This is a genomic window from Tropicimonas marinistellae, assembly GCF_001509585.1.
GTDB lineage: Bacteria > Pseudomonadota > Alphaproteobacteria > Rhodobacterales > Rhodobacteraceae > Tropicimonas > Tropicimonas marinistellae.
On sequence record NZ_LNCI01000012.1, the window covers coordinates 1 to 24,498 of the forward strand.

30 protein-coding genes are annotated in these 24,498 nt (G+C 60.8%); 13 read left to right on the top strand and 17 right to left on the bottom strand.

The features are described 5' to 3' along the window. From ARC39_RS21280 to ARC39_RS21300, 5 genes are all read right to left on the bottom strand, one after another. Positions 1-440: VIT1/CCC1 transporter family protein (locus tag ARC39_RS21280; RefSeq protein WP_236545334.1), on the bottom strand; the 440-nt coding region annotated here is incomplete at its 3' end. 130 nt (positions 441-570) lie between these two features. Beyond that, a complete protein-coding gene (locus ARC39_RS21285; RefSeq protein ID WP_068117614.1) occupies positions 571-1,008 on the bottom strand; it encodes a diheme cytochrome c in 438 nt (145 codons plus the stop codon). An 18-nt stretch (positions 1,009-1,026) separates the two neighbouring features. Beyond that, the gene (locus tag ARC39_RS21290) at positions 1,027-1,419 is read right to left on the bottom strand and encodes a DUF1924 domain-containing protein (protein WP_068117617.1); all 393 of its coding nucleotides are present in this window, start codon (positions 1,417-1,419) and stop codon (positions 1,027-1,029) included. Then, complete coding sequence (locus ARC39_RS21295; protein WP_068117620.1) at positions 1,416-2,546, bottom strand: cytochrome b/b6 domain-containing protein; 1,131 nt, start codon at positions 2,544-2,546, stop codon at positions 1,416-1,418. Before ARC39_RS21295 ends, ARC39_RS21290 begins: the two co-directional genes overlap by 4 nt. A gap of 172 nt (positions 2,547-2,718) precedes the next feature. Next, positions 2,719-2,937, bottom strand: a complete 219-nt coding sequence (locus tag ARC39_RS21300; protein ID WP_068117623.1) for a GDCCVxC domain-containing (seleno)protein — start codon at positions 2,935-2,937, stop codon at positions 2,719-2,721. A 439-nt stretch (positions 2,938-3,376) separates the two neighbouring features. Here ARC39_RS21300 and ARC39_RS25425 point away from each other — a divergent pair, with 439 nt between their 5' ends. Continuing rightward, positions 3,377-3,763, top strand: a complete 387-nt coding sequence (locus ARC39_RS25425; RefSeq protein WP_078059401.1) for a MerR family transcriptional regulator — start codon at positions 3,377-3,379, stop codon at positions 3,761-3,763. Between the two features lie 67 nt (positions 3,764-3,830). Here the strand turns inward: ARC39_RS25425 and ARC39_RS21310 are convergent, their stop codons facing one another. The 4 genes from ARC39_RS21310 to ARC39_RS21325 are packed head-to-tail and all read right to left on the bottom strand — an operon-like array spanning position 3,831 to position 6,730. Then, a complete protein-coding gene (locus tag ARC39_RS21310) occupies positions 3,831-5,174 on the bottom strand; it encodes a sensor histidine kinase (RefSeq protein WP_068117630.1) in 1,344 nt (447 codons plus the stop codon). After that, the gene (locus ARC39_RS21315) at positions 5,171-5,842 is read right to left on the bottom strand and encodes a response regulator transcription factor (RefSeq protein ID WP_068117633.1); all 672 of its coding nucleotides are present in this window, start codon (positions 5,840-5,842) and stop codon (positions 5,171-5,173) included. Before ARC39_RS21315 ends, ARC39_RS21310 begins: the two co-directional genes overlap by 4 nt. A gap of 4 nt (positions 5,843-5,846) precedes the next feature. Further along, on the bottom strand, positions 5,847-6,194 hold the full coding sequence (locus ARC39_RS21320) for a PepSY domain-containing protein (protein ID WP_078059402.1): 348 nt from the start codon (positions 6,192-6,194) through the stop codon (positions 5,847-5,849). 50 nt (positions 6,195-6,244) lie between these two features. Beyond that, a complete protein-coding gene (locus tag ARC39_RS21325) occupies positions 6,245-6,730 on the bottom strand; it encodes an EF-hand domain-containing protein (protein ID WP_161471002.1) in 486 nt (161 codons plus the stop codon). Positions 6,731-7,131: 401 nt separating this feature from the next. Between ARC39_RS21325 and ARC39_RS21330 the strand changes: the two genes are divergently transcribed. Further along, positions 7,132-7,752, top strand: coding sequence for a class I SAM-dependent methyltransferase (locus tag ARC39_RS21330; protein ID WP_068117640.1), 621 nt, complete (start codon positions 7,132-7,134; stop codon positions 7,750-7,752). Positions 7,753-8,037: 285 nt separating this feature from the next. Here the strand turns inward: ARC39_RS21330 and ARC39_RS21335 are convergent, their stop codons facing one another. The 3 genes from ARC39_RS21335 to ARC39_RS25430 form a co-directional block, all read right to left on the bottom strand. Then, entirely contained in the window at positions 8,038-8,994 is a 957-nt protein-coding gene (locus tag ARC39_RS21335) for a cation diffusion facilitator family transporter (protein WP_068117644.1), read from the bottom strand. After that, complete coding sequence (locus ARC39_RS21340) at positions 8,984-9,745, bottom strand: transglutaminase-like domain-containing protein (protein WP_149866507.1); 762 nt, start codon at positions 9,743-9,745, stop codon at positions 8,984-8,986. Before ARC39_RS21340 ends, ARC39_RS21335 begins: the two co-directional genes overlap by 11 nt. A 376-nt stretch (positions 9,746-10,121) precedes the next feature. After that, positions 10,122-10,550 carry a MerR family transcriptional regulator gene (locus ARC39_RS25430; RefSeq protein ID WP_078059404.1) on the bottom strand — a complete coding sequence of 143 codons (429 nt, stop codon included), beginning with the start codon at positions 10,548-10,550 and terminating at the stop codon, positions 10,122-10,124. A 173-nt stretch (positions 10,551-10,723) separates the two neighbouring features. Between ARC39_RS25430 and ARC39_RS21350 the strand changes: the two genes are divergently transcribed. The 7 genes from ARC39_RS21350 to ARC39_RS21385 all read left to right on the top strand — a co-directional run bounded on the left by ARC39_RS21350 (position 10,724) and on the right by ARC39_RS21385 (position 14,897). Further along, positions 10,724-11,326 carry an SCO family protein gene (locus ARC39_RS21350; protein WP_068117650.1) on the top strand — a complete coding sequence of 201 codons (603 nt, stop codon included), beginning with the start codon at positions 10,724-10,726 and terminating at the stop codon, positions 11,324-11,326. A 56-nt stretch (positions 11,327-11,382) separates the two neighbouring features. Continuing rightward, positions 11,383-12,140 (top strand): IS5 family transposase gene (locus tag ARC39_RS25435; protein ID WP_149866508.1). Its coding sequence is split into 2 segments (ribosomal slippage): positions 11,383-11,704 and positions 11,704-12,140, totalling 759 coding nucleotides; the frame shifts between segments, so codons are not numbered across the junction. A gap of 40 nt (positions 12,141-12,180) precedes the next feature. Next, positions 12,181-12,603, top strand: coding sequence for a disulfide bond formation protein B (locus ARC39_RS21365; protein ID WP_068117658.1), 423 nt, complete (start codon positions 12,181-12,183; stop codon positions 12,601-12,603). Then, positions 12,600-13,259: a DsbA family protein gene (locus ARC39_RS21370; protein ID WP_068117661.1), complete on the top strand. Its 660-nt coding sequence runs from the start codon at positions 12,600-12,602 to the stop codon at positions 13,257-13,259. The genes ARC39_RS21365 and ARC39_RS21370 overlap by 4 nt, the downstream gene beginning before the upstream one ends. A 27-nt stretch (positions 13,260-13,286) precedes the next feature. After that, on the top strand, positions 13,287-13,751 hold the full coding sequence (locus ARC39_RS21375; RefSeq protein WP_068117663.1) for a copper chaperone PCu(A)C: 465 nt from the start codon (positions 13,287-13,289) through the stop codon (positions 13,749-13,751). Continuing rightward, on the top strand, positions 13,751-14,374 hold the full coding sequence (locus ARC39_RS21380) for an SCO family protein (RefSeq protein ID WP_068117665.1): 624 nt from the start codon (positions 13,751-13,753) through the stop codon (positions 14,372-14,374). The genes ARC39_RS21375 and ARC39_RS21380 overlap by 1 nt, the downstream gene beginning before the upstream one ends. Before the next feature lie 73 nt (positions 14,375-14,447). Next, positions 14,448-14,897: a DUF411 domain-containing protein gene (locus ARC39_RS21385; protein ID WP_068117668.1), complete on the top strand. Its 450-nt coding sequence runs from the start codon at positions 14,448-14,450 to the stop codon at positions 14,895-14,897. Between the two features lie 26 nt (positions 14,898-14,923). Here ARC39_RS21385 and mntR read toward each other — a convergent pair whose 3' ends face one another. Then, positions 14,924-15,382 (bottom strand): manganese-binding transcriptional regulator MntR, encoded by a 459-nt coding sequence (gene mntR / locus ARC39_RS21390; protein WP_068117672.1) that lies wholly within the window; start codon positions 15,380-15,382, stop codon positions 14,924-14,926. Positions 15,383-15,598: 216 nt separating this feature from the next. Here mntR and ARC39_RS21395 point away from each other — a divergent pair, with 216 nt between their 5' ends. Genes ARC39_RS21395 through phnE form a run of 4 tightly spaced genes read left to right on the top strand, consistent with a single transcriptional unit; the run spans position 15,599 to position 19,768 of the window. After that, positions 15,599-17,356 carry a cytochrome c peroxidase gene (locus ARC39_RS21395; RefSeq protein WP_236545336.1) on the top strand — a complete coding sequence of 586 codons (1,758 nt, stop codon included), beginning with the start codon at positions 15,599-15,601 and terminating at the stop codon, positions 17,354-17,356. Continuing rightward, complete coding sequence (locus ARC39_RS21400) at positions 17,356-18,231, top strand: phosphate/phosphite/phosphonate ABC transporter substrate-binding protein (RefSeq protein WP_068117677.1); 876 nt, start codon at positions 17,356-17,358, stop codon at positions 18,229-18,231. The genes ARC39_RS21395 and ARC39_RS21400 overlap by 1 nt, the downstream gene beginning before the upstream one ends. Then, positions 18,228-19,010 (top strand): phosphonate ABC transporter ATP-binding protein, encoded by a 783-nt coding sequence (locus tag ARC39_RS21405; RefSeq protein ID WP_068117680.1) that lies wholly within the window; start codon positions 18,228-18,230, stop codon positions 19,008-19,010. The genes ARC39_RS21400 and ARC39_RS21405 overlap by 4 nt, the downstream gene beginning before the upstream one ends. Continuing rightward, the gene (gene phnE, locus ARC39_RS21410; protein WP_068117684.1) at positions 19,010-19,768 is read left to right on the top strand and encodes a phosphonate ABC transporter, permease protein PhnE; all 759 of its coding nucleotides are present in this window, start codon (positions 19,010-19,012) and stop codon (positions 19,766-19,768) included. The genes ARC39_RS21405 and phnE overlap by 1 nt, the downstream gene beginning before the upstream one ends. A gap of 35 nt (positions 19,769-19,803) precedes the next feature. Here the strand turns inward: phnE and ARC39_RS21415 are convergent, their stop codons facing one another. The 4 genes from ARC39_RS21415 to ARC39_RS21430 form a co-directional block, all read right to left on the bottom strand. After that, positions 19,804-20,316, bottom strand: a complete 513-nt coding sequence (locus tag ARC39_RS21415; protein ID WP_068117687.1) for a L,D-transpeptidase family protein — start codon at positions 20,314-20,316, stop codon at positions 19,804-19,806. 63 nt (positions 20,317-20,379) lie between these two features. Continuing rightward, positions 20,380-22,728 (bottom strand): heavy metal translocating P-type ATPase, encoded by a 2,349-nt coding sequence (locus tag ARC39_RS21420; RefSeq protein ID WP_078059405.1) that lies wholly within the window; start codon positions 22,726-22,728, stop codon positions 20,380-20,382. A gap of 229 nt (positions 22,729-22,957) precedes the next feature. Continuing rightward, positions 22,958-23,539, bottom strand: a complete 582-nt coding sequence (scpB, locus tag ARC39_RS21425; protein ID WP_068117689.1) for an SMC-Scp complex subunit ScpB — start codon at positions 23,537-23,539, stop codon at positions 22,958-22,960. A gap of 2 nt (positions 23,540-23,541) precedes the next feature. Beyond that, positions 23,542-24,462 carry a DUF1403 family protein gene (locus ARC39_RS21430; protein WP_068117694.1) on the bottom strand — a complete coding sequence of 307 codons (921 nt, stop codon included), beginning with the start codon at positions 24,460-24,462 and terminating at the stop codon, positions 23,542-23,544. Positions 24,463-24,498: the final 36 nt, after the last annotated feature.

Sequence of the window (24,498 nt, forward strand, 5' to 3'; positions counted from 1 at the left end):
TCGTAGCTCATCATCATGTCGGCGACGAGTTCCGGGCACTTTATTAACTCGCGCGACATCCGGTCAGCCGGAACGGATTCGAGACCACGTTCGACCAACATCTGTACGATCTCGCATCGCTCGCGTTCCGGGTTGGCATTCAACTCTTCCAGTTCGATCCTGCGGTGGGAAATGTAGAGATCGCGCTGCGACCGGGTTGAGAGGAACTCGCCCAGCCCCATCGAGACAGCGTCCGCAAAGAGATTGGCCAGGCCGAACACGAGAACCGCAAGAGCCCCGATCTGCGCCGCGCCATCGGCCGAGGCGCCTGCAAATCCCGCGACGATGGCGAATGTCGTGACGATCCCGTCATTGCCGCCGTAGACGATCTGTTTCAAAGATTCCTGAATTTGCCCAAGGCCGTGTTCTTCCCGGCGATGGGTGCCCCAGTCGATGTCCACCTATGGCGCCTCAGTTATTCCTGTTTGTTATTGCGAGATATGCCCGCCCACCTGACAGGTCGCTGACGGACGGGCCCGCAATTCGCCGGGGCGACGGTTCATGTTGCCCGCCGCCCGGCACAGACTGCGGTCAATCGTCCTCGAAGATTCCCCGCTCGGCCTGCTTGTGGCAGGCATTGCAATTTGCCCAGGATTTCGCCTCTTCGAACTGGCGCTTCGAGACCTCCTCTTCGTGTTCTTTTCGGAACCACGGGAGTTCGGAGATACGAAGCGGTGCAGCACCCGCTTTCGAGCGGTCTCGACCGGCATTGGCCACCAGATAGGCCTCGATATCGGCGCGGGTTGCCTCGTCCAGTGTGGCGTTCTCGCCGAAATGGTCCTCGAGCGTTGTCATCATCACCGCCCAGGATTGCGGCGGCAGGAAACCGGCCGGATAGGCCATATGGCAGGCGCTGCATTCCTCCTGCGTGGCGGCGTGGGTCACGGGCGGCATGTATTCCATCTCGTCCGCAAGAGCGGCTCCGGAAAGCGCGAAGGCGGCGATGGCGAGAAGTGGCGTGAAGTTCATGTTCGGTTTCCTTGTGGGTCAGAGGCTGGCGAGCCAGGCGAGGACATCGGCCTTCTCGGCGGCAGTGCAGTCACGACCGAGCACGGAGTTGCAGTTCCGGCCGAACCATTTTTCGACGAACTTGAGGTCGGTGAAGCGCTCCGGATTGGCCGAGGGCGCCAGCGGTTCGATCGGCTTGCCGGTCCGCGCCTGCCCGGCGGCTTTCGGGTCAGCCGTGTGGCAGGTCGTGCAAGAAGGCGTGTCGGGCTTGCCGCCGGTGTGGTTGGCCATGAACAATTCCTTCCCGCGTTCGGCGGATGCCTCGGCCCCGGCCTCGGCTGAGTATTGGGCCAGAAGATCGGCGGGCGATGTCGACTGCGCGACGGCCGGAGAGGCCAGCAACGCAAATGGCAAAACCAACAGGTATTTCATTTTGAGGTCTCCTTGGGGATTTTGATCTGGAAGGGGCTGAACCATCCGGTTTCGGCATCGGCATGGCAGGCCGAACAGTTCGATTTCGAATAGACCGGCGCATGCTGGAAGGTCTCCTCCGCCAGGCTCTCGTGCAGATCGGACCACGCTTGGGTCTCGGCGATAGAGCCGGTCGGGCTCTCCCGCTCGTTCGCAAACAGGTGGGCTGGTCGGGTCTGTGCGGTCGAAGCGTCATGGGCGATCAGCCATTCGGTGATCCGGGCATTGGTCTCGTCATCGAGGCGCGCGTCCTCAATGAAGTGATCATCGAGATTGGCCATGATCACCTGCCACTCCGCCCCTGACAGCAGGCTGGGGTGATAGGCGAGGTGGCAGGCGGTGCATTCTTCGGCAAAAATCTCGTCGAGCACGGCTACCGGCGCTCTCTCCGGCACCCCAGTGTCCCGCTGCCAGACCTGAACCGTCAGACCGGCCAGAAGGGCAATAACGGTCAGCGCTATGCGGGGGTGGGAAATGACTTTTCTTCCGCGATGATCCCCCGGGCGGCGCTCCTTGGTGCCGGTCACCATGGACCGGACGAGGTTCTCCCGGCTGCGCCGACTTTCGAAGATCGCGGCCGCGACATGGGCAAGGATCATGACGAGGAGCAGAGCCGCGAGAACTTCGTGGAGCTCCAGACCGGCCTCGCCGATCCCGTAGGGCAGCGAGAGGAGCGGTCCTGTTCTTAAGACTCCTCCGAGCCCGGTCAGCCCAGTGATGGCAAGTAACCCCACGACCGCCATCAGTCCAAGCATCATCAGGCCACCGGCCGGGTTGTGACCGAGGTGGCGGCCAGTATCCCCTCCCGTCAGATGGGACAGGATCGCGGCAGGCGGGCGCAGGAAGTCCCGGAACCGGGCATGGGTCGGCCCAAGGAAGCCCCAGACGATGCGGGCCGCAACCAACGCCATCGCGAGCAAACCCGAGACGATGTGCAGCTTGATCCAGGGCGCACCCAGAACAAACCCGGTCACGGCGGCGGTCGAGATGCTGACGACGAGTGACCAGTGAAACAGGCGGACCCAGATATCCCAGACGAGGACCTGTTTCCCTTGTGGGGCAAACTGCGTGGATGTCGCGTCGGTCATTCTCTGCCTCCAACGCCCAAAACAGGCGACTGAAGGCAAAGTCTCACAGGTGCACTGACACCGGCCTGATCAAGGCTGTCAGCGAGGTGTCAGTTTGGCTGTCGTGGCGGCTTAGTCGGTGGATCGATTTTCGGAGAACCTGTTTCCTGAAGTTCGGCCTCAGGGAAGCGTTTCAACCGCAGCAACTGTCGCCCTTCTGGATCGGCGGACAGGGCACGGTTCCGTAAGAACAGAAGACGCAGCAATCCCCGGGCAGCGGTTTCAGCACCTCGCCGCATGACTTGCACTCGTAGAACCATTGGCAACTGTCGGTCGGCATGGTCTCGATTTCGGGTTTGCCGCATTTCGGGCAGGTGATCGTGCTCTTCAACTCAACGATCTGGGTATTCACGTTCGGCTACTCCGTAACAGGGAAAACATCGTTCGAGCCGCCTCTTCTTCCCAAAGGGGCGAGGACGCCGCCAACAGGAATGACACGGTCGCGAACCCAAGCACCACAAGTGTCGAGCGCCGCCTCCGAGCGCAGGACCACCGACGCCACAGACGTACCCAGCCCCAGGCCAGTATCGGCCCAACGACGACGAGTATCTCGGTCCGGTAGGCGACAAACGGACCAAGCATCGTCAGCCACGCACCGCCCAGCCCGATGATGGAGAGCCCGATCGGCAAGAAACAGCAGGACGCGGAAAGCAGCGCAAGAACGCCGGCCGAACCGACAAACAAGCGGCTGGGACCTCGATCAGTGGCTTCGGCAATATGATCTGTGTTCGACATCATAAGGCAGAACATGCATCCTGTAGTAACTACAGGTTCAAGCGAAAGTTCATCACATGCACGCGATTGGCGAAGCATCACGACAGAGCGGAGTGCCAGTTGAAACGATCCGCTACTATGAGCGGGAGGGTGTCATTTCGAAGGCTGGAAGGACAGCTTCCGGTCGGAGGGTATACACCAAGGCCGATATCGCGGAGTTGCGGTTCATCCGGAGATGCCGCGATCTGGGGTTCCCGCTTCCGATCACTCGCAAACTACTATCGTTGTCCTCTGGAGAAACGGACGATTGTGGTGAAGTCCGGGCTTTTGGTTTGTCGCAACTGGCCGAGGTTCATTCCAAGATAGCTGAGTTGCAGGAACTTGCGTCAGCTCTTGAGGAGTTGACTGCCAACTGTGCCGAAGGATCGACAAATTGCCCGATGCTCGACCAACTTCGGTCGTAGCTGGAGAACTCAAGCGACTTCAGAGCTCTTTGAGGTTGCCAACCGGAACCCACAATCGACACGGCGTTCACACTTTCGGAAGGGCCATCTGAACTGACAAGCCCGGGTTGCCGGGGCGAAGTTCCAGCTTGCCGCCGAGCGCTTCCACAAGCTCAGAGGCGATGGCCAGCCCAAACCCGCTACCGGTCGAGGTCTCGTCAGCCCGGGCGCCCCGGCGCGTCATCTCTGCCAATCGTTCGGGCGGAATGCCGGGGCCGTCATCGTCAATCCGGATCTCCACAATCTGGCCGGTTTCGCGGGCGCTTATTCTAATTCGCGACTTCGCATGACGGGCGGCATTTTCCGCGAGTGCCCCCAGTATCTCGGTCAGTTCCCCGGCTTCAGCACGAACCTCGAGAGTGGGCAAAACATCCAACTCCCAGGAAAGCGCGTTACCGGGTGAGGTTCTGTTCAGCACCCTGATCACGGAGCTGGCAACCCCAGCGACTCGGCAGCGAGCGGACTCACGATGCAGGGATGCCCGGGCGCGCGTCAGTTCCCTGTCTACATGACCCCTCATCGTCTCGACGGTTTCCTCGATGGCCTCCGCATGTTTCACCTGCCCGTCGTCGCGCAGCCGTCCGGCCTCGCCAAGCATCGCCTGAAGCGGTGTCTTGAAGCCGTGTGCCAGATCGGCGGCGCGCATCCCGGCACGGGCAACCTCGTCTTCCCGTTCCGCGAGGAGAGCATCCACTTCTTTGGCCAGGGGGATCACTTCAGTTGGAAAACCCTCGCCAAGGCGCTTCGAGGAACCGGACCGGATATTGGCGACCTGCGTCTCGACACGAGCAAGCGGGCGCAGCCCGATCGCCACCTGAACCGCCATCGCTAGAATCAGCACCGCCGCCAGGACAACCAGATAGGGCAACAGATCCGAAGCAAACTCGTGGCTGGCAGCCTGAAGATCCGCCCGGTCGACAGCGACCGCGGCGCGCATAGGTGTCTCGCCCAGTCTCGCAGGCAGCACCACGCTGCGTTCGACCGTCAGGATCGACTGCTCTGCAGGCCCTTCGAGCATGTGGACATGCTCACCGCCATCGGCGAGTTCATCGACAGGCAGCGGAATTTCGTGATCCCAGAGCGAGCGAGACCGGAGAAGCCGTCCCTCCACGGCAATCTGCCAATAAAGACCCCCGAGGGGACGGTTGAAGCGCGGATCAGCCGGCTGGTTGGAGAGGAATATCTTCCCGTCGGAATCGCGTTCGACCCCGGAGAGAACCTGGTCGAGTTGCACCGAGAGTTCCGCCAGCGCGCGGCGTTCGACATGGGCCGAGAACAGCAGAGATATCCCGACGGCTGCAATCGCCAGTGCGACCACGACCGCCACCGCTCCGGTTGCGAGAAGCCGCCGGCGAAGCGAGTAGGACCTCACCCTTCCGGCTCCGACGGCTCGAGGTAATAGCCGAAGCCACGCCGTGTGCCGAGGATCCCGGGGCCGAGTTTCCGCCGCAGACGCGTGACGACAGCCTCGAGCGCATTGGCTTCGCGAGCATCCTCATCGCCATAGAGATGCTCAAGCAATTCGCCCGGAGCGATGATCCTGTCCCGGTGTAGCATCAGGTAGGCGAGGAGCCGGTACTCGAGAGCCGTGACTGACATCGGAACCCCGCGCAGGGAAACGGACATCCGGTTCGTGTCGACAACGAGATCACCTGCCTGCTGCATGGCGGAGCCACGCCCCGCTGAACGCCGCACCAGCGCTCGAGAGCGTGAAACCAGTTCCTCCATGCGAAAGGGTTTGGGCAGGTAGTCGTCCGCGCCTGCGTCGATTCCTTCAACGCGTTCCGTCCAGGCGCCGCGCGCTGTCAGCACGAGGACCGGCATTTCGCGTCCATTGCCGCGCCAACGCTTCAGCACTGTCAGGCCGTCGAGCTTCGGCAGGCCGAGGTCAAGGACGACCAGATCATAGTCCTCGGTGTCGCCGAGGAACCAGGCCTCCTCGCCATCCGCGCAACTCTCCACCCGGAACCCCGCGCTCTGAAGCGCTGTTCCGAGGTCAGAGGCAATCCTCGCGTCATCTTCGACGACGAGCGCGCGCATGGGATCAGTCCTCCTCTTCCTCAAGAACCTCGCCGGACTTGGCGTCCACCAGAACCTCGAGGATGCGGCCGTCCGGCGTGATCAGTTCGAATTCGTAGACATACTGCCCGTGTTCGCGCTCCAGTTCGACCTCGAGCAGTGTCGCGGAGTACCGCTCCGACACATCCTGCATCACCGCAGCGAGAGGGAGGATCTCGCTGCGGGAGGCCGCTTCGCGGGCAAGGTCATGATCGGACTCGGCAATGCCCGGTCCGGCAAGAAGGAGGGTCAGCAAGGGGTATGCGTATTTCACAGGAGCCAGTATCGCGGGGTCGACCTGACAGCCGCCTGACAGCCGCTGCCTTTGTCTCATATACCATCACCTGGAGTGCCCGCACGCCAGTCAGAAAGGGGTGGCCCGGTTCAGCCGTTGTTCCAGCGCATGCCGCGCCCTTGCCCATTGCCGCGCCCATTTCCCCGACCCTGACCCATCCCCGCACGGCCGAAATCTGCGGATGTCAGAACGCCATCGCCATTGAGATCCATGCGATCACGCCAGATCTGCGCGCCGGCAACGTATTCGTTTCGAGTGACCAAACCATCCCCATTGGTGTCGATCTGGGAACGGACAACCTGCCGTGTCCCGCGCAATGAACTGCTTTGGCGACCACCAACAGATTGCGGGGTGATCCGGTCGAACTCGGCGGCGGACAAGGCGCCGTCGCCATTCGTGTCGTAGGTGGAAAAGAGCGAGGACCGCCGGGTTTCGACCTCGCTCAGGGTGACCTTGCCGTCATTGTTTGCGTCCCAACGCGCCATGAAACCGCCGCCCGTCGTGAACTGTTGAGCCAGGGCAGAGGTTCCAAGAATGGTCAGTGTCATTGCAAGCGGAAGGGCGAAGCGTGTCATGATATCCTCCAAAACATCAACGTCGCGCATTCCTGATACGAACCCTGCGCCGACTTCCGTTGGTTGTCTGCAACAAATTGGAACTGACCTCGCGCACGAGGAACTACTCAACGCTCGTTCCATTTTGAAGGCGCAGTGCGATCCCTGAGGAATCGTAGAAGCCCGGCTTTTTGCGTGTTGGCATGGGTCGAAAGAAACGGCAGCCGCACCTCCTTGCCTTCGGGAGCCAAAAGGTAACGCTGGGATAGGCGACCCCTGAGTCGGCGGCCGATGACGCAGGCACTTCTCTACTCAGCCGGACATCACAGATCGCTGAAATCGGTGCAGTTGCCCCGCTACCTTGATTAAATTCCAACATTTGAATATATAGCGTTCAACGCGAGCAAGCGGGGAAGCGAACCGTGGAAAACAGTCGGACGACGCATTGGGAGCAAGTCTACAGCGAGAAAGCGGATACCGAGCTAAGCTGGCATCAGGAAGATCCTATCGTCTCCCTTGAACTATTTGATTTAGCCGGAGCTACATCGCAGTCGTCGGTAATCGATGTTGGCGGCGGAACCTCCTGCCTAAGCACGCGGCTGATGGAACGCGGCCTGCGGGACGTGACGGTTCTCGACCTGTCCGGCGCTGCGCTGGCCTCCGCGCAGCGGCGACTTGGGCCCATCGGTGAGAGCATCAACTGGGTTGTTGCCGACATCACTTCCTGGGAGCCGGCACGGCACTACGATATTTGGCACGACCGCGCCGCGTTCCACTTCCTCGACGATGCGGACGACCGCGCAGCATATGTTGACCGGCTTTCACGCGGCCTGCGACCAGGTGGACACGCTGTCATTGCCTCCTTTGCCACAAACGGACCGAAAAAATGCAGCGGCCTTCCGGTCATGCGATACGATCCGGAGACCCTCGCCAACACTCTCGGGGGTGCTTTCGCACCCGTTGCGTTTCGCTCTCATGTTCATTTTACCCCTTGGGGCAGCGCCCAGTCGTTCCAGTATGGTCTGTTCCAGAAGCACCGTTGAGTGCGACCTGGCCGCTTTCATTTTCTCGTCGATGGTGAGGGAGCACTTACTGATCGATCGAAACAACCGGTTCCGGTTCCTTTGATAGGCGCAGCTTCGCCCGGTTCATCCAAGCATACTCCTTTTGGCGAGTCCGCCAGACGAAATTCGAGACCAAGCGTTACTGCAACTTGAAGTTTAGAACGGCGAATTTCTCTGTAGATCACAGAACGCGGCGAGCAGCGCGAGGGTACGTGGCGCCTGTTCTCGGAGCGGATGGGAAAGGATCCAACGCCCCTCTGGCCATCAGTTTCCATGCACTTCGCTATTTGTAGGCCTGCTGTCGTGTCCAAACAGTGGCGCAGCCTTGTCGCACACGCCGCATTGCTCGAATTCCAGAGTCGAGTGGCGGATCCCAAATTCATCTGCCAGACCAGCTTTCAGCCTGGACTTCAGCGCCTCAAGACGATCCCATTCGACACTATTGACAACAATATGGGCATCAAGGGCGGGTGAGTTCTCCTCCATTTGCCATAGATGCACGTGGTGGACATCCACAACCCCGGAGCTTGAACGCAGGCGCGCAACGACATCGCCTCCATCGATTTCTGGCGGGCTGCCCAACATCAGCGTACGGATCGGTGTGCCGATCTCTGCAAATGCCAGGTAAAGAACATACAGCGCAATGCAAATGGTGATCGCTGGATCGACCCAACGCAAGTCATAGAGAATGATCAGTGTTCCGCCGATGATGACCGCAACCGACGCCAACGCGTCGGAAAGATTGTGCAGGAACAGTGCCCGAATGTTCTGGCTGCCTTTTTGCATCGAGTAGGTCATCAAGGCAGTCAGCGCATCCACCCCAAGAGCCAAACCCGCAATGATGACCACTGTCCAACCCTGTACTTCGGGCGGATTGATGAGGCGCGAGCCGCCCTCATAGATCAGGTAAAGTCCAATTGCGATAAGCGTGGTGTAGTTGACCAGTGCCGCCACCGTCTCGATGCGTCCGTAGCCAAAGGTCATGCGCTTGTCCGCCGGACGTCGTGCAATCTTGCGTGCCGCGAAGGCGATGACAAGCGCGGCCATGTCAGAGAAGTTGTGAAGCGCATCTGCGATCAGTGCGAGAGAACCAGCAAAAAGGCCGCCTGCGATTTGGGCCACTGTCAGAATGCCGTTCGCCCAGATCGCGACTGCAACCCGCCGGTCTCCACTTGTCGGATCAAGATGTGCGTGGCTGTGGCCGTGATGCTCATGCGGCATTTGCAGGCCCCTCGTGCTTGTGTGTAATGGACTTGCGAGGTTTCAATCGGCCTGAACGAAGCGCTCGGACGCGGGCGTTCATCCAGTGGCGGATCAGGTTGCGATAAAGCCAGCCACGGATGTGACCAAACGCCTGATCATGTGCAGCATAGAACATGTCGGGCGTGTCGAACCTTCCCAAATCCTGCACGATCCCGGACGTTTGAATGAACGTGTCGCTTCCGTTCCAGGCAACCGGCGGAGCGCTCAGGCATTCAGTGCCCACGCCATAGCCACAGAGACTTTCGTCGCTAGCGAACGACGTCTGCAAGACCCGTAGGAACGGCGTGTCGAGGATAAACCCCTCGAGGTTGATCCACGTCCCGTCCAGTTCGACTTCGACCCACGAATGGAGGATCTCTTTTGGTGTAATCGGGTAGACCAGTTCCGGAACGACACCGCGCTGGAGGGCCTTGTGAATCGTGAACCCGTGGATGCGGCAGCGGATGCCTGCGCCCCGCAAGAGCGCCATCAGGAGCGTACCTTTCGTGTTGCACTGGCCAAAACCATCAGCAAACACCTCTGAGGCTGGAATATCGTCGGCGCGGTTGTATCCAAAGGCGATCTCGTCGCGAACAAACACATAGATCGCACCGATCCGATCACGCGCGGGTAAATCGCGCCAGCCTCGCTCGTCGATCAACTGGGCAACCGAGGCTGCATTGAAGTCTAGAAGAGGCGTGGCAGCAATCAGTGTGTCATTGTCCAGCACAGGAACATCTCCTTGAATGGTTCAAGGGACTATGTAATTGCTACAGTCGCTGTAGGTTCAAGCGCTGTTTTCAAAAAGCGCGTGGAACATCCAGAGTAACGCATCCAAGTACCAATGAAGCGATGGGGCCGACCAGAGTCCTTCGAACTGGTCGCCGACCCTTCGCGACCCAAACCGATACAGTGAGGCCGGAATTGAAGCCATCACAGGCAAGGAAAGCGCCGCCAGCGGTTTTGATTGCGACCTGCTTTGGCGCGCATGCGAAATGAACTCTGGCAAAGCTGCGGTTGCGAGGCGTCAGGGTCAAAGCAGTCGCAAACTGCGAGGTGGCCGGCCATCCTGGCAAACTTTGGAAACGACAATAATTGCGCGGTGCTCAAGACCCGATTTTTTCGTGCTCGGTCAGGCATTCGGAATGGTCTCTCAGGATTTCGAGAACGCGGCAACGCGCGGTGTTGCCTCCACCGCATTCCTTTACCATACGCTTCAGTTCCGTGCGCAAAGCTTCAAGGCGGGCCATCCTTTGCTCGACCTGTTTCAGCTGCCGCCTCGCAATTTCATCAGCTTCGTGACAAGGCCGGTCTGGCTCATCGGAAAGCTGGAGCAACTCGCGGATCGCCTCCAGCGGGAAGCCCAGTTGCCGGGCGTGCCGGACAAAAGCCAGGCGGTCGAGTTCGGCTTCACCATAACGTCGTTGTCCGCCTGCGGATCGACCCGGTTCGGGCATCAGACCGATTTGCTCATAGTACCTGATCGTCTGTACCTTGGTTCCGGTCTTCTTTGCGAGCGTGCCGATCGTGAGCATGTGCAAACCCTCAAAATCCTCTAGTCTATGTAGATTTAGCAGAAGTGCGACGCAACCCTTACGCATCACAGAACCGCGATCTTGTTTCAGCCGTCGGTAATACGGCTTGAACCTACAGTGGCTAGAGGATGTAAACGCGCAAGAAGCCAAGAATCAACATCGGGCGGGCGGACATGCGTTTATCGGGTTTTCAGAAGATCTTGTGGGGGCTGGCAAGCATCGCTCTACTCGCCTTTGCAGCTTTTCAAATCACCGGGACCCGGACCAATCAGGACGCAGCTACTCGAGATCCAGCCTTCCGCGCAGCTTTCAAACTGACGGATCATCGGGGCATGGTTCAGACCGAGGAGGACTTTTCCGGGCGTTGGATGCTCATCTTCTTCGGGTTCGCGAATTGTCCGGATGTCTGTCCAACGACGTTGTCCGAAGTTGCTGTTGTCATGGAAAGATTGGGCACAGAGGCAGACAAAGTGCAGCCGATCTTCATTTCGATTGATCCTCAGCGAGATACGCCTGCCGCGCTGGCACAGTTTGTCCCGCTATTCGACGCAGACATCATCGGGCTAACCGGTACGACAGAACAGATCGCGGAAACAGCCGGCCATTTCCCGATCTATTTCGAGCGTCTCGAGGAAACCACGGCGCCCGATGGCTACACGGTTAGCCATACCTCGCACTTGTTCCTGTTCGGTCCCGAGGCGGATTTTGTCACCTCCTGGGCCTACGGAACAACCGCGGAAGAAATCCTCGCCGATCTTAGGCTCTGGACCCATTGATTTGGTTGCGGTCACCGCGCCGGGCTGATTCAAGCTCCTGAAGTTCAGGAGGCGTGATGAGCAACTTGTTCTGGTTGAATGACGAGCAGATGGCTCGGTTGAAGCCGTATTTTCCCAAGAGCCATGGCAAGCCACGTGTCGATGATCGGCGTGTGTTGAGTGGGATTATCTTCATCAATCGCAACGGCTTGAGATGGTCGGATGCTCCACGGGAATACGGTCCGCCCAAGACCCTCTATAACCGCTGGAAGCGGTGGAGCGAAAAGGGCGTGTTTGCCCGGATCATGGAAGGACTGGCCGCCGAGCATTCCGATCACAAGGCGATCATGATCGACGCAACCTATCTCAAGGCACATCGCACGGCATCCAGCCTGCGGCTGAAAAAGGGGGGCGCGGGCGACTGATCGGGCGCACGAAGGGCGGCATGAACACCAAGTTGCACGCCGTCACAGACGCCTCCGGTCGCCCCATCCGGTTCTTCATGACAGCCGGTCAGGTCAGTGACTACACGGGCGCAAGGGCGCTCCTGAGTAGCTTGCCAGCCGCCGACTGGATGATTGCTGATCGCGGTTACGATGCCGACTGGTTCCGAGACGCTTTGAAAGACAAGGGGATACGCCCGTGCATCCCCGGCAGGACGTCACGTGACAAACCTGTCCGATACGACAAACGCAGATACAAGCGCCGCAACCGCATCGAGATCATGTTCGGTCGTCTGAAGGATTGGCGGCGCGTTGCAACCCGTTACGACAGGTGTCCGAAGGTGTTCCTATCGGCCATCGCGCTCGCTGCCGCCGTAATCTTCTGGCTCTGAAACTCAATGAGTCTGGAGCCTAAGGAAAGGATCTGATCCAGTGACACGATTGACCGGTGAAATGGCGTTGGGCGTCGCCTGGCTGACGGCGCTTTTCGCATCTCTTTCCGTCTTGTTTATCGGTGAAGTGCTCGGGCAAACGCCTTGCCTGCTTTGCTGGTATCAACGCGCCTTCATGTTCCCGCTGGCGATCATCCTCGGCCTTGGCCTGTGGTGGCAGGACTGGCGCGTAGGCCGCTACGGGATCGCACTGGCTGCCGGTGGTGCGGCCGTGGCAGCCTGGCACCTGGCACTTTACAGCGGGCTCGTCCCGGAACGTATCCAGCCCTGTACTGCCACAGGCCCATCCTGCACGGACGACAACCAATTGGTCCTCGGCATTCCGATTCCGCTGATGGCATTTGCCGCCTTCACACTTATCGGCCTGCTCTCGGCCCTTTCGATCAAGGAGACACAAAAATGAACCGACGCAGCCTGATCCTGTCCGTCCTCGCCCTCGGCGTAGCCGGTTTCGGCGGGGCGGCTTGGTATGTGACCCGCCAAGCGTCCAATACCGGCGGAGAATCCATCCCTCCGGAACTAGCGAGTGCTTTGGAACGCCCCTATTCGCCGGCTTTCGGTCCCGCGGACGCGCCCGTGACCATCGTCGAGTTTTTCGATCCGGCATGTGAGGCCTGCCGCGCCTTCCATCCGATCGTCAAGGACATCATGGCACAAAACCCGGAACAGGTGCGTCTGGTAATTCGCTACACGCCATTCCACGGACTGCCCTCGGAAACCGCAATTAAGATCCTGGAAGCCGCACGGATGCAGGACAAGTTCGAACAGGTCCTGAATGCGTTGTTGATCAATCAGAATGCATGGGCTGCGCACGGCGCGCCCGATCTTCAGAAGATTGGCGCCATCGCTGCCGGGGCGGGTCTCGATCTGGATCTGGCATTGGAGCAGATCAAGTCGCCCGACGTCGTGGCCATCTTCAATCAGGACCGGACGGATGTCGAAACCGTGGGCGTCCGTCAGACACCGACGTTCTTCGTCAATGGCAAGCCACTTGACCCATTCGGCGAGGCTGAACTCAGGCAATTGGTTGCGGCGGAAGTCGCAGCGGTCGGCGGCTAGATGCTTAGCGACATCAGGAAAATTGAAATGAAGAACATGATAAAAAACAGTCTCGTGACACTTGTGATGGCCATTAGCTTCGCTGTTCCTGTCCTGGCGGGATCAGAAGATGTTGTCGTCGAAGATGCATGGTCACGGGCGTCAATCGGAATGAGCCGTCCGGGCGCGGCATACATGACAATCCGCAACACCGGCGATGAGGCGATCATACTGACTGGCCTCCGCACCGATTTGGCGATGATGCCCGAAATTCACCAGACTTCGACGAACGCGGAAGGTGTAAGCTCTATGGCACCTGCGGGGGAGATCAAGATAGCCGCTGGTGGTGAGGTCGCGCTCGAACCGGGTGGGTTGCACGCGATGCTGATGCGCTTGCAGCGTCCCATGACGGAAGGGGAGAGCTTCTTACTGAACTTGGTTTTCTCGGATGGCAGCGAGGTGATGATCGAGGTTCCGATCCTTGGAATTGCGGCGCGGGGCCCTGAGGGCTGATGCGGCGACGAAGAATTCTTGGGTACGGAGCAGCGTGTATCGGTGCCGCAGCACTCATGCTCTTCGTAGGCTGGTGGCAGGTTGATGGCCCCGGGGCGCCCGAACCGGCGGGCCAGTTGCCCATACCTCTATCCGCCATGGATTTCAGCCTGACGGATCACAAGGACAACAAGGTTGGGCCGGGGACATTGGTCGGGCGCCCGACGATGGTCTTCTTCGGCTTCACCCACTGTCCGGACGTCTGCCCGACCACGCTATCGGACATTTCAGGTTGGCTGGACGACCTTGGACAAGAGGCCGAGGAATTGAACGTGGTGTTCATAACCGTCGATCCAGAGCGAGACACTGTCAAAGCGATGGCGGAATATGTCGGCTATTTCCATCCGGGGATCCGTGGCTGGACCGGCGAAGAAGAGGAAATCGCCAAAGCAGCGAACGGCTTCCGCGCGCGCTATTGGCAGGTGCCGACCGAGGGCGGCGACTACACGCTGAACCACACTTCCAGCGTGTTCTTGTTCGATGCCGAGGGTCATTTCGTCAGCACCATAGATTACCATGAGCCGAGAGAATTCGCGGTGCCGAAAATACAGCGAACAATGAAGGAGACAGGTGAGGCTTCCTAGTCCTGCGCCCGCGTTCTTCCCCTGCGTCTGGGCATCTGGCTGGCTCCAATCACTTCCGAAAAGGTTACACGAGATGAAATTGTCACTAACTGTCCTGGTTCTCGCAGCCCTTCCCGCCATGCAGGCGCTCGCACAGTCGACTCCAATCGAGGTGTACAAGACCAACGGCTGTGGTTGCTGTCTTTCCTGGATGGATCACCTCAAAGAGAACGGTTTCGCGCCAAGCGGCGAGGACATGTTTGGGGGCCTCCTTGTTCGTTTCAAACTCGACAAAGGGGTCCCTCAACGAATGATTTCGTGCCACACCGCAATTGTCGACGGTTTCGTGATCGAAGGTCATGTGCCTGCGTCCGATGTTCAGCGGCTGCTCGAGGAACGGCCTGACGCAATCGGTCTCGCTGTCCCGGGAATGCCATACGGGTCACCCGGTATGGGACCCGAGGAAGAACGTGAGGCCTATGACGTCTTTCTGATCCGCAAAGATGGATCTACCGAGGTCTTTTCCAGCTATTCCAGCAACTAGGTAGCTTGCGGCTTGCGAGACGCAGCTCAGCATTTTTCAAGCGCCCTTTCAAAGGCTGCCAACGTCGTCTTGCTCACGTGATGCTCGATACCCTCTGCATCTCGCTCGGCCGTCTCTTCATCGACTCCGAGGAGTTGGAGAAATGCCACCACGATCCGGTGTCGACGACGACAGGACTCTGCCAGCTGCTGCCCTGCTTCCGTGAGGAATATCGCGCGGTAACGCTCACGCCGGACCAAACCGGCCGCCTTGAGTCTTGAGATGTTCTTGGTGACCGTTGGAGGCTTCACACCTAGCCTCTCTGCAATCTCGATCGGGCGGGCCTCTCCGCGTGCCTCGATCAGTTCGGCGATCAACTCCACATAGTCTTCTGCCATCTCGCTTTCGTGTGCTTGCCGCACGACTGCAAATCCTTCCGCCTGCGCTTCGGGTGCCCGCTCCGCGGACTGAAATGACTCACGTTCATGTGATCGCTGCTTCGACATATCGAGACATTGCACCCGGAAGGAAAGATTGACAACTTGTTTGCTTTGGGTAGAAAATTTAGCCCAAGCTAACTTTTCAGATGAGGAATGATGGTGATCCGAGAGCTCCAGGGACTACTGTTTATGGCGTGCGCTGGTGCGTTCCTGTCGTTTGGACCCACAAATGCGACTCCTGCAAAGGAAACACCCTGGCTCCCGGATGCCGCGGCCTATCGGTTGACGCTGTTTCTTGGAAGTCTTGAGCCGCTCCCCTGGAACGACGTCGCCTCGGCGTGGTCGGACACACACCGCAATTCGGAGTTTTCAGAAGGCGCGCTGGCGTGGCTGCGCGATACCAGCGATGTCGACACCGGACCGCTGCTGGACACCATAGAGAACAAGGATCGACAGGCACTTTTTGCCGCGGCAACGCAGCTTGTTGCGCTCAGGATCGAGGAAGAGCTTGATCGCGCGCTCGACGCCGAAGATCCGGCAACAGCGCAACAGGCCGTGCGGACTGCGCGCGAGATCTACCGCGCCTTCGCAGACGGCATCGCCGCAGCCGATCCCGGAGCTGCGCGGCAGATTGGTCTCGCTTGGTTGGAGTTGAATAGTGCGACGGGCTCTGCCGGTGTTCTTGGTGCGGGGGGCACGCCTGCCGACCGCGAAGCGATGGCCGAAGCACGAACCGCAATCTCCGACTACCTTTCCGCCAACTATCTGGTGGACGAGTTTGCTCCCCGACAGATTTTGAACACACTGCCGGAGACCGTTGTGCTCACCGGACGTTCCGTCGAAGTTCCGCCAAGCCTGCCGCCGGGGTCCGATATCTTCGATCAGGATCCGCTGCCACTGCTCGTCCTCAATTTTGAAGAACAGGGAATCGATGAGTCTGACCTTCCGCTTGTTGCTTACGGCGACATGTTGTTCGACAGCGCGCAGATCTTCGGCAGCCCGGCGCGCGACCTCGGAATCGCCTGCTCGACCTGCCACAACCGCTCGGACATAAACCAACGTTTCTTCATCCCCGGCGCCAGCCATCAGCCGGGCGCAATTGACGTGGATGGCGCCTTCTTTAACCCCGTCTTCAATGACAGGCGCGACGACCCACTCGACATCCCCAGTCTCCGCGGATTGCGCTTCACCGGACCATATGGCCGGGACGGCCGATTTGCCTCCCTTCGGGACTTCACGCGAAACGTTATCGTCAATGAGTTCGGCGGTGCCGAACCCACTCCTTTCATGCTCGATGCGCTCTTGGCTTACATGCTCGAATTCGACTTCCTGCCAAACACCCTGCTGACAGCGGACGGCAAGTTGACTGGTCAAGCCGCCGAGGCCGCCCGGCGCGGCGAAGCGATATTCGACCGGCCATTCGCGGGTCTTGGAGACCGGTCTTGCGCCAGCTGCCACGTACCGGACGGAAACTTCCTTGATCGCCAGGCGCATGACATAGGCTCGGCCGAACCGGCCTATGCAGGCGCGCGCGCCGGCGCATTCGACACGCCTACCTTGCTCGGGACAGTCTATACGGCACCGTACTTCCACGATGGTTCATTGCCGACCCTCGCCTCGGTCGTGGACTGGTTCGACGAATCCAAGTCGCTCGGGCTGTCAGAGACCGAACGCGCCGACCTGACCGCGTATCTGGAGGCGGTGGGTTCGGCCGATGAACCCTATGAAACTTTCGATGCCGAGAACACGGCCTTCCGCCTCGCGTTCTCGGAACTCACCACTTTCGCGTCGACGCTGGACACACTACTGCCCCGCCGGGACGCAGAGCACATCCTCCTCCTGACGGATACCGTCGCCACGGACCTCTCGGCCGACGCCAGCACGATGTCCAATCTGACCGGACGGCCCGAGGTTTATGCATTGGCTGAACGGTTGGCGAAAGTCGGCGTCGCGGTCCGCGACGAGGACTGGGAGGCCGCCGAGGCCCATTGGTCAGCTTTCAAGGACGAGGCCAGGTTAATCGAAGAGAGAGCGTTCTGATGCCAATCCAATGGAACCGCAGGGCAGCGCTGGTAATTTCTGCCGCAGGCATGTTGTCCCTTGCGACTCGGCTTGCGGCGGAGGAAGGCCGCCTCCGCCTCGCCTTCATCCCGCAGGAGAACCCGCAGAAACTCCTCGGCGACATTGAGGCCATCACTGGATGGTTGTCCGGGGAAATTGGCGTTCCCGTCGAAGGATTCGTCACCATTGACCATGCCGCTGCCGTCGAGGCACTCCGAAATGGCGATGCTGACATCTCCTTCATGGGCGCGCTGCCATTCGTGCTGGCCGAGGCCGAAATCGGCGCGGTGCCGCTTTTGTCCGAGGTCTACCGCAACGCACCGAGCTACACCGGCCGAGTCTTCGTCCGCCGGGACAGCGGGGTCGAGTCGCTTGCCGACCTGCGAGGCCGGGATATCGCCTTCGCTGACCCAATCTCGGAATCGGGCTACCTTTATCCCCTTGCCGAGTTCATGAATGCCGGGCTGATCGACGGGCCCGGCGAAGCAGAGGCCTTCTTCGGCCGTGTCTTTTTCGCGGGCGGCTACCAGCAAGCCATGCAAGCGGTAGCCGAGGGTTTGGTCGATGCTGCGGGCGCAAGCCAATACGCCGACCTTCTTCTGACGCCAGAGCAACAGGCCGCGGTGACCTGGATCGCCGAAAGTGAAGCGATCCCAAGCCACCTGGTGATAGCGCGTCCGGGCGTGGACGCCGACCTCCAGCGCCGGTTCGTCGATGCGATGATGCGGCTTAACGAGGCGGATAACCGCGACATGCTTCGCTACATCTACGGACCCGACGGCTATGTGAAGGCCGATCCTGCCGCCTACGATGGCGTGCGCGACATGGCCCGGCGGTACGGGCTCCTCGAATGAGCGTAGCGGCGCAGATAGGCGACGTGAGTTTCGCCCATCCTGGGGCGGACCTTCCATCGCTGGATCGCGTATCGCTCACCGTTTCGCAGGGCGAGAGTGTCGCGCTTCTTGGCGCTTCCGGAGCTGGCAAAACGACCCTTCTGACGCTGCTCGACGGGCGGCTCCGCGACTGGCGCGGTCGGGTTTCGGTCCTGGGCATGCCGCTTGATCCCGACAACGCTCCGCCGCGCGCCCGCCGGGCTGACACTGGCTTTGTCTTTCAGGAGTTTGCGTTGGTCGAGCGCTCCACCGTGCTGCGGAACGTGCTGAACGGACGACTTGGGCGCATGCCATCCCTACGCGCATTTGTTGGCTCTCCCTCATCACTCGATCTGGAAGCTGCGCGAATCGCGCTCGTTGATTGTGGGATAGCAGATCTGGCCGAACGCCGGGTCGACAGCCTTAGCGGAGGGCAACGCCAGCGAGTGGCCATCGCGCGCTGTCTGGCGCAGGAACCGCGCCTGATTCTCGCGGATGAACCGGTGAGCAGCCTCGACCCGGCGCGCGCTGCAGAGATCCTGGCGTTGTTGACCGAGGCCGCGCGTGCGCGCGGCGCGACTGTGTTGTTCTCGTCACATCAACCTGATCTCGCGAGGCGATTTTCTGATCGTATCGTCGGAATGAAGGGTGGGCGGATCGTCTTCGACGGGGGGGTAGCTGACCTTGGCGACGCTGCAACGTCGGACCTCTATCGCGAGACGGTGACAGTTCCAGGCATCGACCTTCGGGCGGTAAACTGATGCGCTCGCGGGGCCTTGGCAGTTTCGCGGTCGGAGTATTGGTTGCAGGTGCAGTCGTGTGGTCGATCGTCACCACCGATGTCGAACTGTCGCGCCTTCTTTCGGCCGGTCCGCGGATCGCCGACTTTCTAGGTCGGATGCTTCCGCCCGATCCGACTGTAGTGGACGAGATCATAAAGGGCGGCGCGGAAACTCTGCGCATCGCGATCCTGGGATCTTTGGGCGCTGTATTCCTGTCGGTGCCACTTGGGATTCTTGCGTCCGAGACGATGGTCTCACCGGCGATCTACCGGCCCATCCGGATGCTGCTCGCCTTCATTCGCGCAATACCGCTGATCCTGGTCGCCATGCTCATGGTCGGGGCGGTCGGTCTCGGTCCCTTGCCAGGCATCATCGCGGTCGCCTTCCATGCCACCGGCATGCTTGCGAAGTTCTATGCCGAGGCGATCGACGGTGTATCCCGAGCGCCCATCTCCGCACTTGAGAGCGCCGGCGCCGGTCCGCTCGCGAGGCTCAGGCACGCGATCTGGCCGCAAATGGCACCGGTCGTCGCCCGCGACACGATCTTCCGGTTCGAACTGAACTTGCGCGAGTCGCTGGTTCTCGGAATCGTTGGCGCGGGCGGAATCGGATTTTACATCCAGACCTACGTGCGCTCGTTCCAGTACGACAAGGCGGCGAGCGTCACGCTGGCAGTCATCGTTATGGTGATCGCAATCGAGGCACTCAACGTGGCCCTGCGCCGTCGTTTCAGGTAGCCTGCACGATCGTCACCAGTTCGCATTCCGACCTATCAGGCAAAGATGTCGATCGGTGTCCCGTCCCTCACCATGGCGTAAACCTCCTCGATCTCGCGATCCTTGACGGAGATGCAGCCTGCCGTCCAATCTCGAACATTCGTGGGGTCGACCCCGCGCCGTGGTCCACCATGGATGAAAATGTCCTTGCCGGGCGAGCGTCCCTGCGCCTCGGCGAAAGCGATGTCGGCCTCATTTGGGTATGAAATACCAACAGAAAGGTGGAAAAGGCTGTCGGGGTTCCTCCGGTCAATCACGTAGGAACCTTCGGGCGTGCGACCGTCCCCCTCGAACTGCTTGTGGCCCTCGGGCGCAAAGCCCAGCCCGATCGGATAGGTCTTCAAGACGCGATCGGCTCCATCGAGAACCAGCAAGCGCTGCGCCTTGTAGATGCGCAACCGGGTCACCTCAGGTCCCGAATAGGTGCGGAACTTGCTTGCGCAGCCTGACAGAAAGGCGGCAAGCCCTCCGAGCAAGACGGCGCGACGTGGAATTTGGATATGTTTCACTGCTCAGTGCCTCTTTCGTGAGGTCTCGTATTCGATTGACGCTACAGTGCAAATGATGACCCATCAATGCCCGTGAACAAGCGCTCCCTTTGCCACCTGTCTACCTAACTGCTCGCCGCCCGATGGCGGTACGTTGGCCTTGTGACCATTCAGCAACCTCAAGGCATTCGCGACCACGAGCAACGAGACGCCGACATCCGCAGCGATTGCGCCCCACATCGATGCCATGCCAAAGGCGGTTGCGACGACGAAGACGCCCTTGGTCGCCAGCGAAACACCGATGTTCTGGCGGATAATCATCATGGTCCGCCGCGAATGGGCAATGAGCCACGGGACTTTGCCGATGTCATCCGTCATCAGGGCGATGTCCGCTGTCTCGATGGCCGCGTCCGAACCGACGGCGCCCATTGCGATGGCGTAGTGCGCCCGCGCCATGGCAGGGGCATCGTTCACCCCGTCGCCGATCATGGCCACAATATTGTGGCTTTCGACCAGTTCCTCGATGGCCGCCACCTTGTCCTCTGGCAAAAGCTCGGCACGTACCTCGTCGATGCCGACCTCGGCGGCGACGGCTCGCGCGGTGCGTTCGTTGTCGCCCGTCAGCATGACTATGGTCTTCACGCCCTGCGCATGAAGCCGTGCGACAATACCCTTGGCGTCAGGCCGGATCCGGTCGCGCAGTTCCAGGATGCCGATCACACCGGTTGCGTCGCCGACGGCCACCAGCGTGTTACCAGCTCCCTCAATCCGGTCTCGAAGGTTGGTCGGAATGGCGCTTCCGAATCCCTTCTCGTCGGCGAACCGATCTGACCCGAGCCAGACCGACCGGCCCCCTGCCAGTCCTTCCAGTCCCCGGCCGGGCACGGTGCGCGTGTCTGCGGCCGCCGACACGGCGATGCCGTCGGACTCGGCCCGTGAGAGGATTGCAAGCGCCAACGGATGCGATGACCGCGCCTCCAGGGCTGCCGCAAGCGTCAGCAGATCGCGAACTGAGGCCCCGCCGAACGGATGCACTGCAGCAACCTCCGGCTCGCCCATTGTGATGGTACCGGTCTTGTCCATCGCCAATGCCGTGGTCCGGCCCGGCGCCTCGACATAGGCTCCGCCCTTAATGAGAACACCGGCCCGGGCTGAGGCTGTCAGTGCGGCAACGATGGAAACCGGGGTCGAAATGACCAGCGCGCAGGGGCAGGCGATCACAAGGAGCACGAGTGCGTTGTAGAACCAGTAATCCCATGCCCCGCCAAAGAGGAGCGGCGGCAACAGCGCGATGGCGATGGCCAAAACCATCACGATGGGCGTGTAGATGCGCGCGAACCTGGCCACCCACTGTTCCACCGGTGCACGGCGAGCATGGGCGTCGCCCACCATGCGGATGATCCTGGCGAGGACCGTATCCGAGGCCGCCTTGGTTGCCCGCACCGTCAGGGTGCCTTCGCCGTTGATCGTGCCGGCATAGACCTCGTCGCCAGGCTCCTTTGGAACCAGCGCACTTTCACCGGTGATCGGAGCCTGATCGACGGCCCCCGCTCCATCCACGACTTCGCCGTCGAGCGGGATTCTGTCCCCACCGCGCACCACGAACCGTGCGTTGATGGCAACGAGGGAAGCCGGAACATCGGCTTCCGAGCCGTCATCGTATAGAATTCTTGCCGTCGGCGGCGCCAAATCGAGAAGCGCAGAAACCGCATTGCGCGCCCGCCCGACGCTCCAGCTCTCGAGATAGAGCGACAGCGAGAAGAAGAAGGCAACCGTCGCCGCCTCGAAGAACTCGCCAATGGCTATGGCTCCGGCAACCGCGACCACCATCAGAAGGTTCATGTCGGGCGACAGTCGCCGCGCAGAAGACCACGCCTTCGGGGCCACGAGCCAGACACCGAACATGATCGCGACTGCGAAGAGCACGGCTTCGGCCACTGGCATCTGGGCCTCTCCATGGCCTGCAAAGAGCCCGAGAGCCCCACCCATGCCCGTCTCGAAGATATGCCAGAGAAAACCCGCCGCCCAGAAGCCGCCACTGAGGGCCGTAAAAAGTCGCTGCCGGGCCAGATGGGTCGCCTGATCTTCCGATGCAGTCCCGGCATCCCAGGGTTTTGCACTCATTCCGGTGGTCGCGACCAACTTCGCCACCTCGGCGTCTGAAACGCGTTCCGCGCTGTCGAGAATGATCATTCGCCCGTTGATGACATCGAAAGCCAGATGCTCTTCCCCGCCGACCTTCGGTCCGACGACCTTGTTCAGGATCGCCACTTCTTCGGTGCAGTCGAGGCCGGAAACCTGAAAGCTCCGCCCGACCGACGGCGCAGGCGTCTCGGAAGCGATATCACCGCAGCTTTGCCCGCCTCCGCAACAGCTCTTAACGCGCTCCTGCGCGGCGTACGATTGTTCTTGATTGTGGGCATCGGAAGGCATGGGCGGACCTCGAGATTCGTTTATCTCGTGAGTACATAGTCCCTACAGCAACTAGAGCTTCAAGATCTGTTTTTGGATGTAGTCGGCTTTGATGATGTGACCACCCCTTACGGCATCGACGTACCGAGCCGGGTCCGCAACCATCCACAAGAGACAGTGGTCGCGTCATCTGATGTCATATGGCGTGAAAAAAGCTGCAACCGAGTTCAAGATACGTACTATCCTTTCATTACCATTGCTCACCTTGCGTCACCTCCCGATCCGATAAATCGTCCAGGCTCCGCAAGTCGAACGCCAACAAGAACACCTTGGTCGTTACGAACGTGAAAGCCGCCCCACGAGACGGGCTCCGTGGCCCCGGTGCGATCAGATCCCGCTCCCTCAGCCGTCCGATCACCTCCCGGCCTACCTCCTTCCCGAAGATCTCTCCGAGCGCCTTGCGCGTCACCGGTTGGCGATAGGCAATCGCGGCAAGCACCGCCAGGTCGAACTCGGAGAGGTCCAGCGCTTGATCCCCGACGTTGGATGCAGCCTTGATGACCTCCGAATAGGCCGGGCGCGAGCGCAGCACCCAGCCATCGGCCACCGCGGTCAATTCATAGACCCGCCCCTCAAGCTCAGCGGCCAGATCCTCGATGAGCAGCTCCACCGACACCCCCTGCCCCACCACGCGCTTGAGCGCCTCGCGCGACACCGGCGATGACGACGCGAACAAAACTGCCTCCACCCGCCGCATCCATTCCCGCCAGCGCAGCTCCGCTGGTAGGCCCTCCAACTCCCGGTCCAGTGACGCCTTATCATACCGTGCCATGATTACAGCCCATAGAGCCGGAAGGCCTCGCGCCCGGTCAGTTCTTGCACCACGCCGAGCGCCACCAGCCGGTCGCAGAGCCGCCGCGCCGAGCGCCCGGTCATCGCGACTTTGCTGCCGCGGATCACCGGCGACAGCGCCACCGAGGGGGTCACCGCATCCTCCGACAGGAACAGCCGCACCGCCTCCCCTGCCCCCTTCGCCCGCAACTTCGGCGCCACCGCGCGCAGCCTTACAGCACGCCGGGTCAGATCCCCCGACAGCGCCACGCTCCGCACCGCCGACTGCACCACCGCCCGATGGCAGGCGACCGACATTTCCACGCCCTCCTTCCGCAAATCCGCCCGCCTCAACGCGCGCCCAAGCAGCGGCGCCGGAAAGGGCCAGCCAAGCGCCTTCGACAGCTCGCAATCCGCCAGCATCAGCGCCGCCTCCGCGGCAACCTCCCCCGCCAAAGCAGCCTCCAGGCGCAGAGCCGCCTGCTCCACCGGGCTGCGCGCCGGGTCCGGCTCGGTTAGGATCAGCGCCTCCGCCACAGCGAGTGTCTCCGCCAGCCGCGCCCGCCAGATCCCTTTCAACGACAGCCGCGCAACCCGCCGCCAGCCCCGGAACATCGTCCCCGCCGGCCCGAGGCTCTCCCCCGCCCGCTGAAGATGAACCTCATCGCGGATCTCCGCCGCCCGCTCCGACCTCCCGGCCCGGACAAGCCCCGCTTCCGCCGCTTCAAGCGCCAACCGGTCCCGCACCAGATCCTGCGGGACATCGTCCCGATACCCGCCAAGATGCTCCTGCAGCACCGCCAGCGCAGCGCCTGACCGAAAGGCAACAGTTTCAACATCTTCCGCCAGATCCCTCGTGACCCATCCGGGCATTCGGGCTAGGTCTGGAATGTCGTGATACGGAATCGGCTGCTCGTTGTTCATTGCGCGTACCCTACCCCGCCGCGGCGCTTTCTTCAA

Bases quoted from the DNA above. Each gene is read 5' to 3' on its own strand.
- ARC39_RS21285 (WP_068117614.1), bottom strand. From the start codon at position 1,008: ATGAACTTCACGCCACTTCTCGCCATCGCCGCCTTCGCGCTTTCCGGA.
- ARC39_RS21290 (WP_068117617.1), bottom strand. From the start codon at position 1,419: ATGAAATACCTGTTGGTTTTGCCATTTGCGTTGCTGGCCTCTCCGGCC.
- ARC39_RS21295 (WP_068117620.1), bottom strand. From the start codon at position 2,546: ATGACCGACGCGACATCCACGCAGTTTGCCCCACAAGGGAAACAGGTC.
- ARC39_RS25425 (WP_078059401.1), top strand. From the start codon at position 3,377: ATGCACGCGATTGGCGAAGCATCACGACAGAGCGGAGTGCCAGTTGAA.
- ARC39_RS21315 (WP_068117633.1), bottom strand. From the start codon at position 5,842: ATGCGCGCGCTCGTCGTCGAAGATGACGCGAGGATTGCCTCTGACCTC.
- ARC39_RS21320 (WP_078059402.1), bottom strand. From the start codon at position 6,194: ATGAGACAAAGGCAGCGGCTGTCAGGCGGCTGTCAGGTCGACCCCGCG.
- ARC39_RS21325 (WP_161471002.1), bottom strand. From the start codon at position 6,730: ATGACACGCTTCGCCCTTCCGCTTGCAATGACACTGACCATTCTTGGA.
- ARC39_RS21335 (WP_068117644.1), bottom strand. From the start codon at position 8,994: ATGCCGCATGAGCATCACGGCCACAGCCACGCACATCTTGATCCGACA.
- ARC39_RS25430 (WP_078059404.1), bottom strand. From the start codon at position 10,550: ATGCTCACGATCGGCACGCTCGCAAAGAAGACCGGAACCAAGGTACAG.
- ARC39_RS21350 (WP_068117650.1), top strand. From the start codon at position 10,724: ATGCGTTTATCGGGTTTTCAGAAGATCTTGTGGGGGCTGGCAAGCATC.
- ARC39_RS21370 (WP_068117661.1), top strand. From the start codon at position 12,600: ATGAACCGACGCAGCCTGATCCTGTCCGTCCTCGCCCTCGGCGTAGCC.
- ARC39_RS21375 (WP_068117663.1), top strand. From the start codon at position 13,287: ATGAAGAACATGATAAAAAACAGTCTCGTGACACTTGTGATGGCCATT.
- ARC39_RS21380 (WP_068117665.1), top strand. From the start codon at position 13,751: ATGCGGCGACGAAGAATTCTTGGGTACGGAGCAGCGTGTATCGGTGCC.
- ARC39_RS21385 (WP_068117668.1), top strand. From the start codon at position 14,448: ATGAAATTGTCACTAACTGTCCTGGTTCTCGCAGCCCTTCCCGCCATG.
- mntR (WP_068117672.1), bottom strand. From the start codon at position 15,382: ATGTCGAAGCAGCGATCACATGAACGTGAGTCATTTCAGTCCGCGGAG.
- ARC39_RS21400 (WP_068117677.1), top strand. From the start codon at position 17,356: ATGCCAATCCAATGGAACCGCAGGGCAGCGCTGGTAATTTCTGCCGCA.
- ARC39_RS21405 (WP_068117680.1), top strand. From the start codon at position 18,228: ATGAGCGTAGCGGCGCAGATAGGCGACGTGAGTTTCGCCCATCCTGGG.
- phnE (WP_068117684.1), top strand. From the start codon at position 19,010: ATGCGCTCGCGGGGCCTTGGCAGTTTCGCGGTCGGAGTATTGGTTGCA.
- ARC39_RS21420 (WP_078059405.1), bottom strand. From the start codon at position 22,728: ATGCCTTCCGATGCCCACAATCAAGAACAATCGTACGCCGCGCAGGAG.
- scpB (WP_068117689.1), bottom strand. From the start codon at position 23,539: ATGGCACGGTATGATAAGGCGTCACTGGACCGGGAGTTGGAGGGCCTA.
- ARC39_RS21430 (WP_068117694.1), bottom strand. From the start codon at position 24,462: ATGAACAACGAGCAGCCGATTCCGTATCACGACATTCCAGACCTAGCC.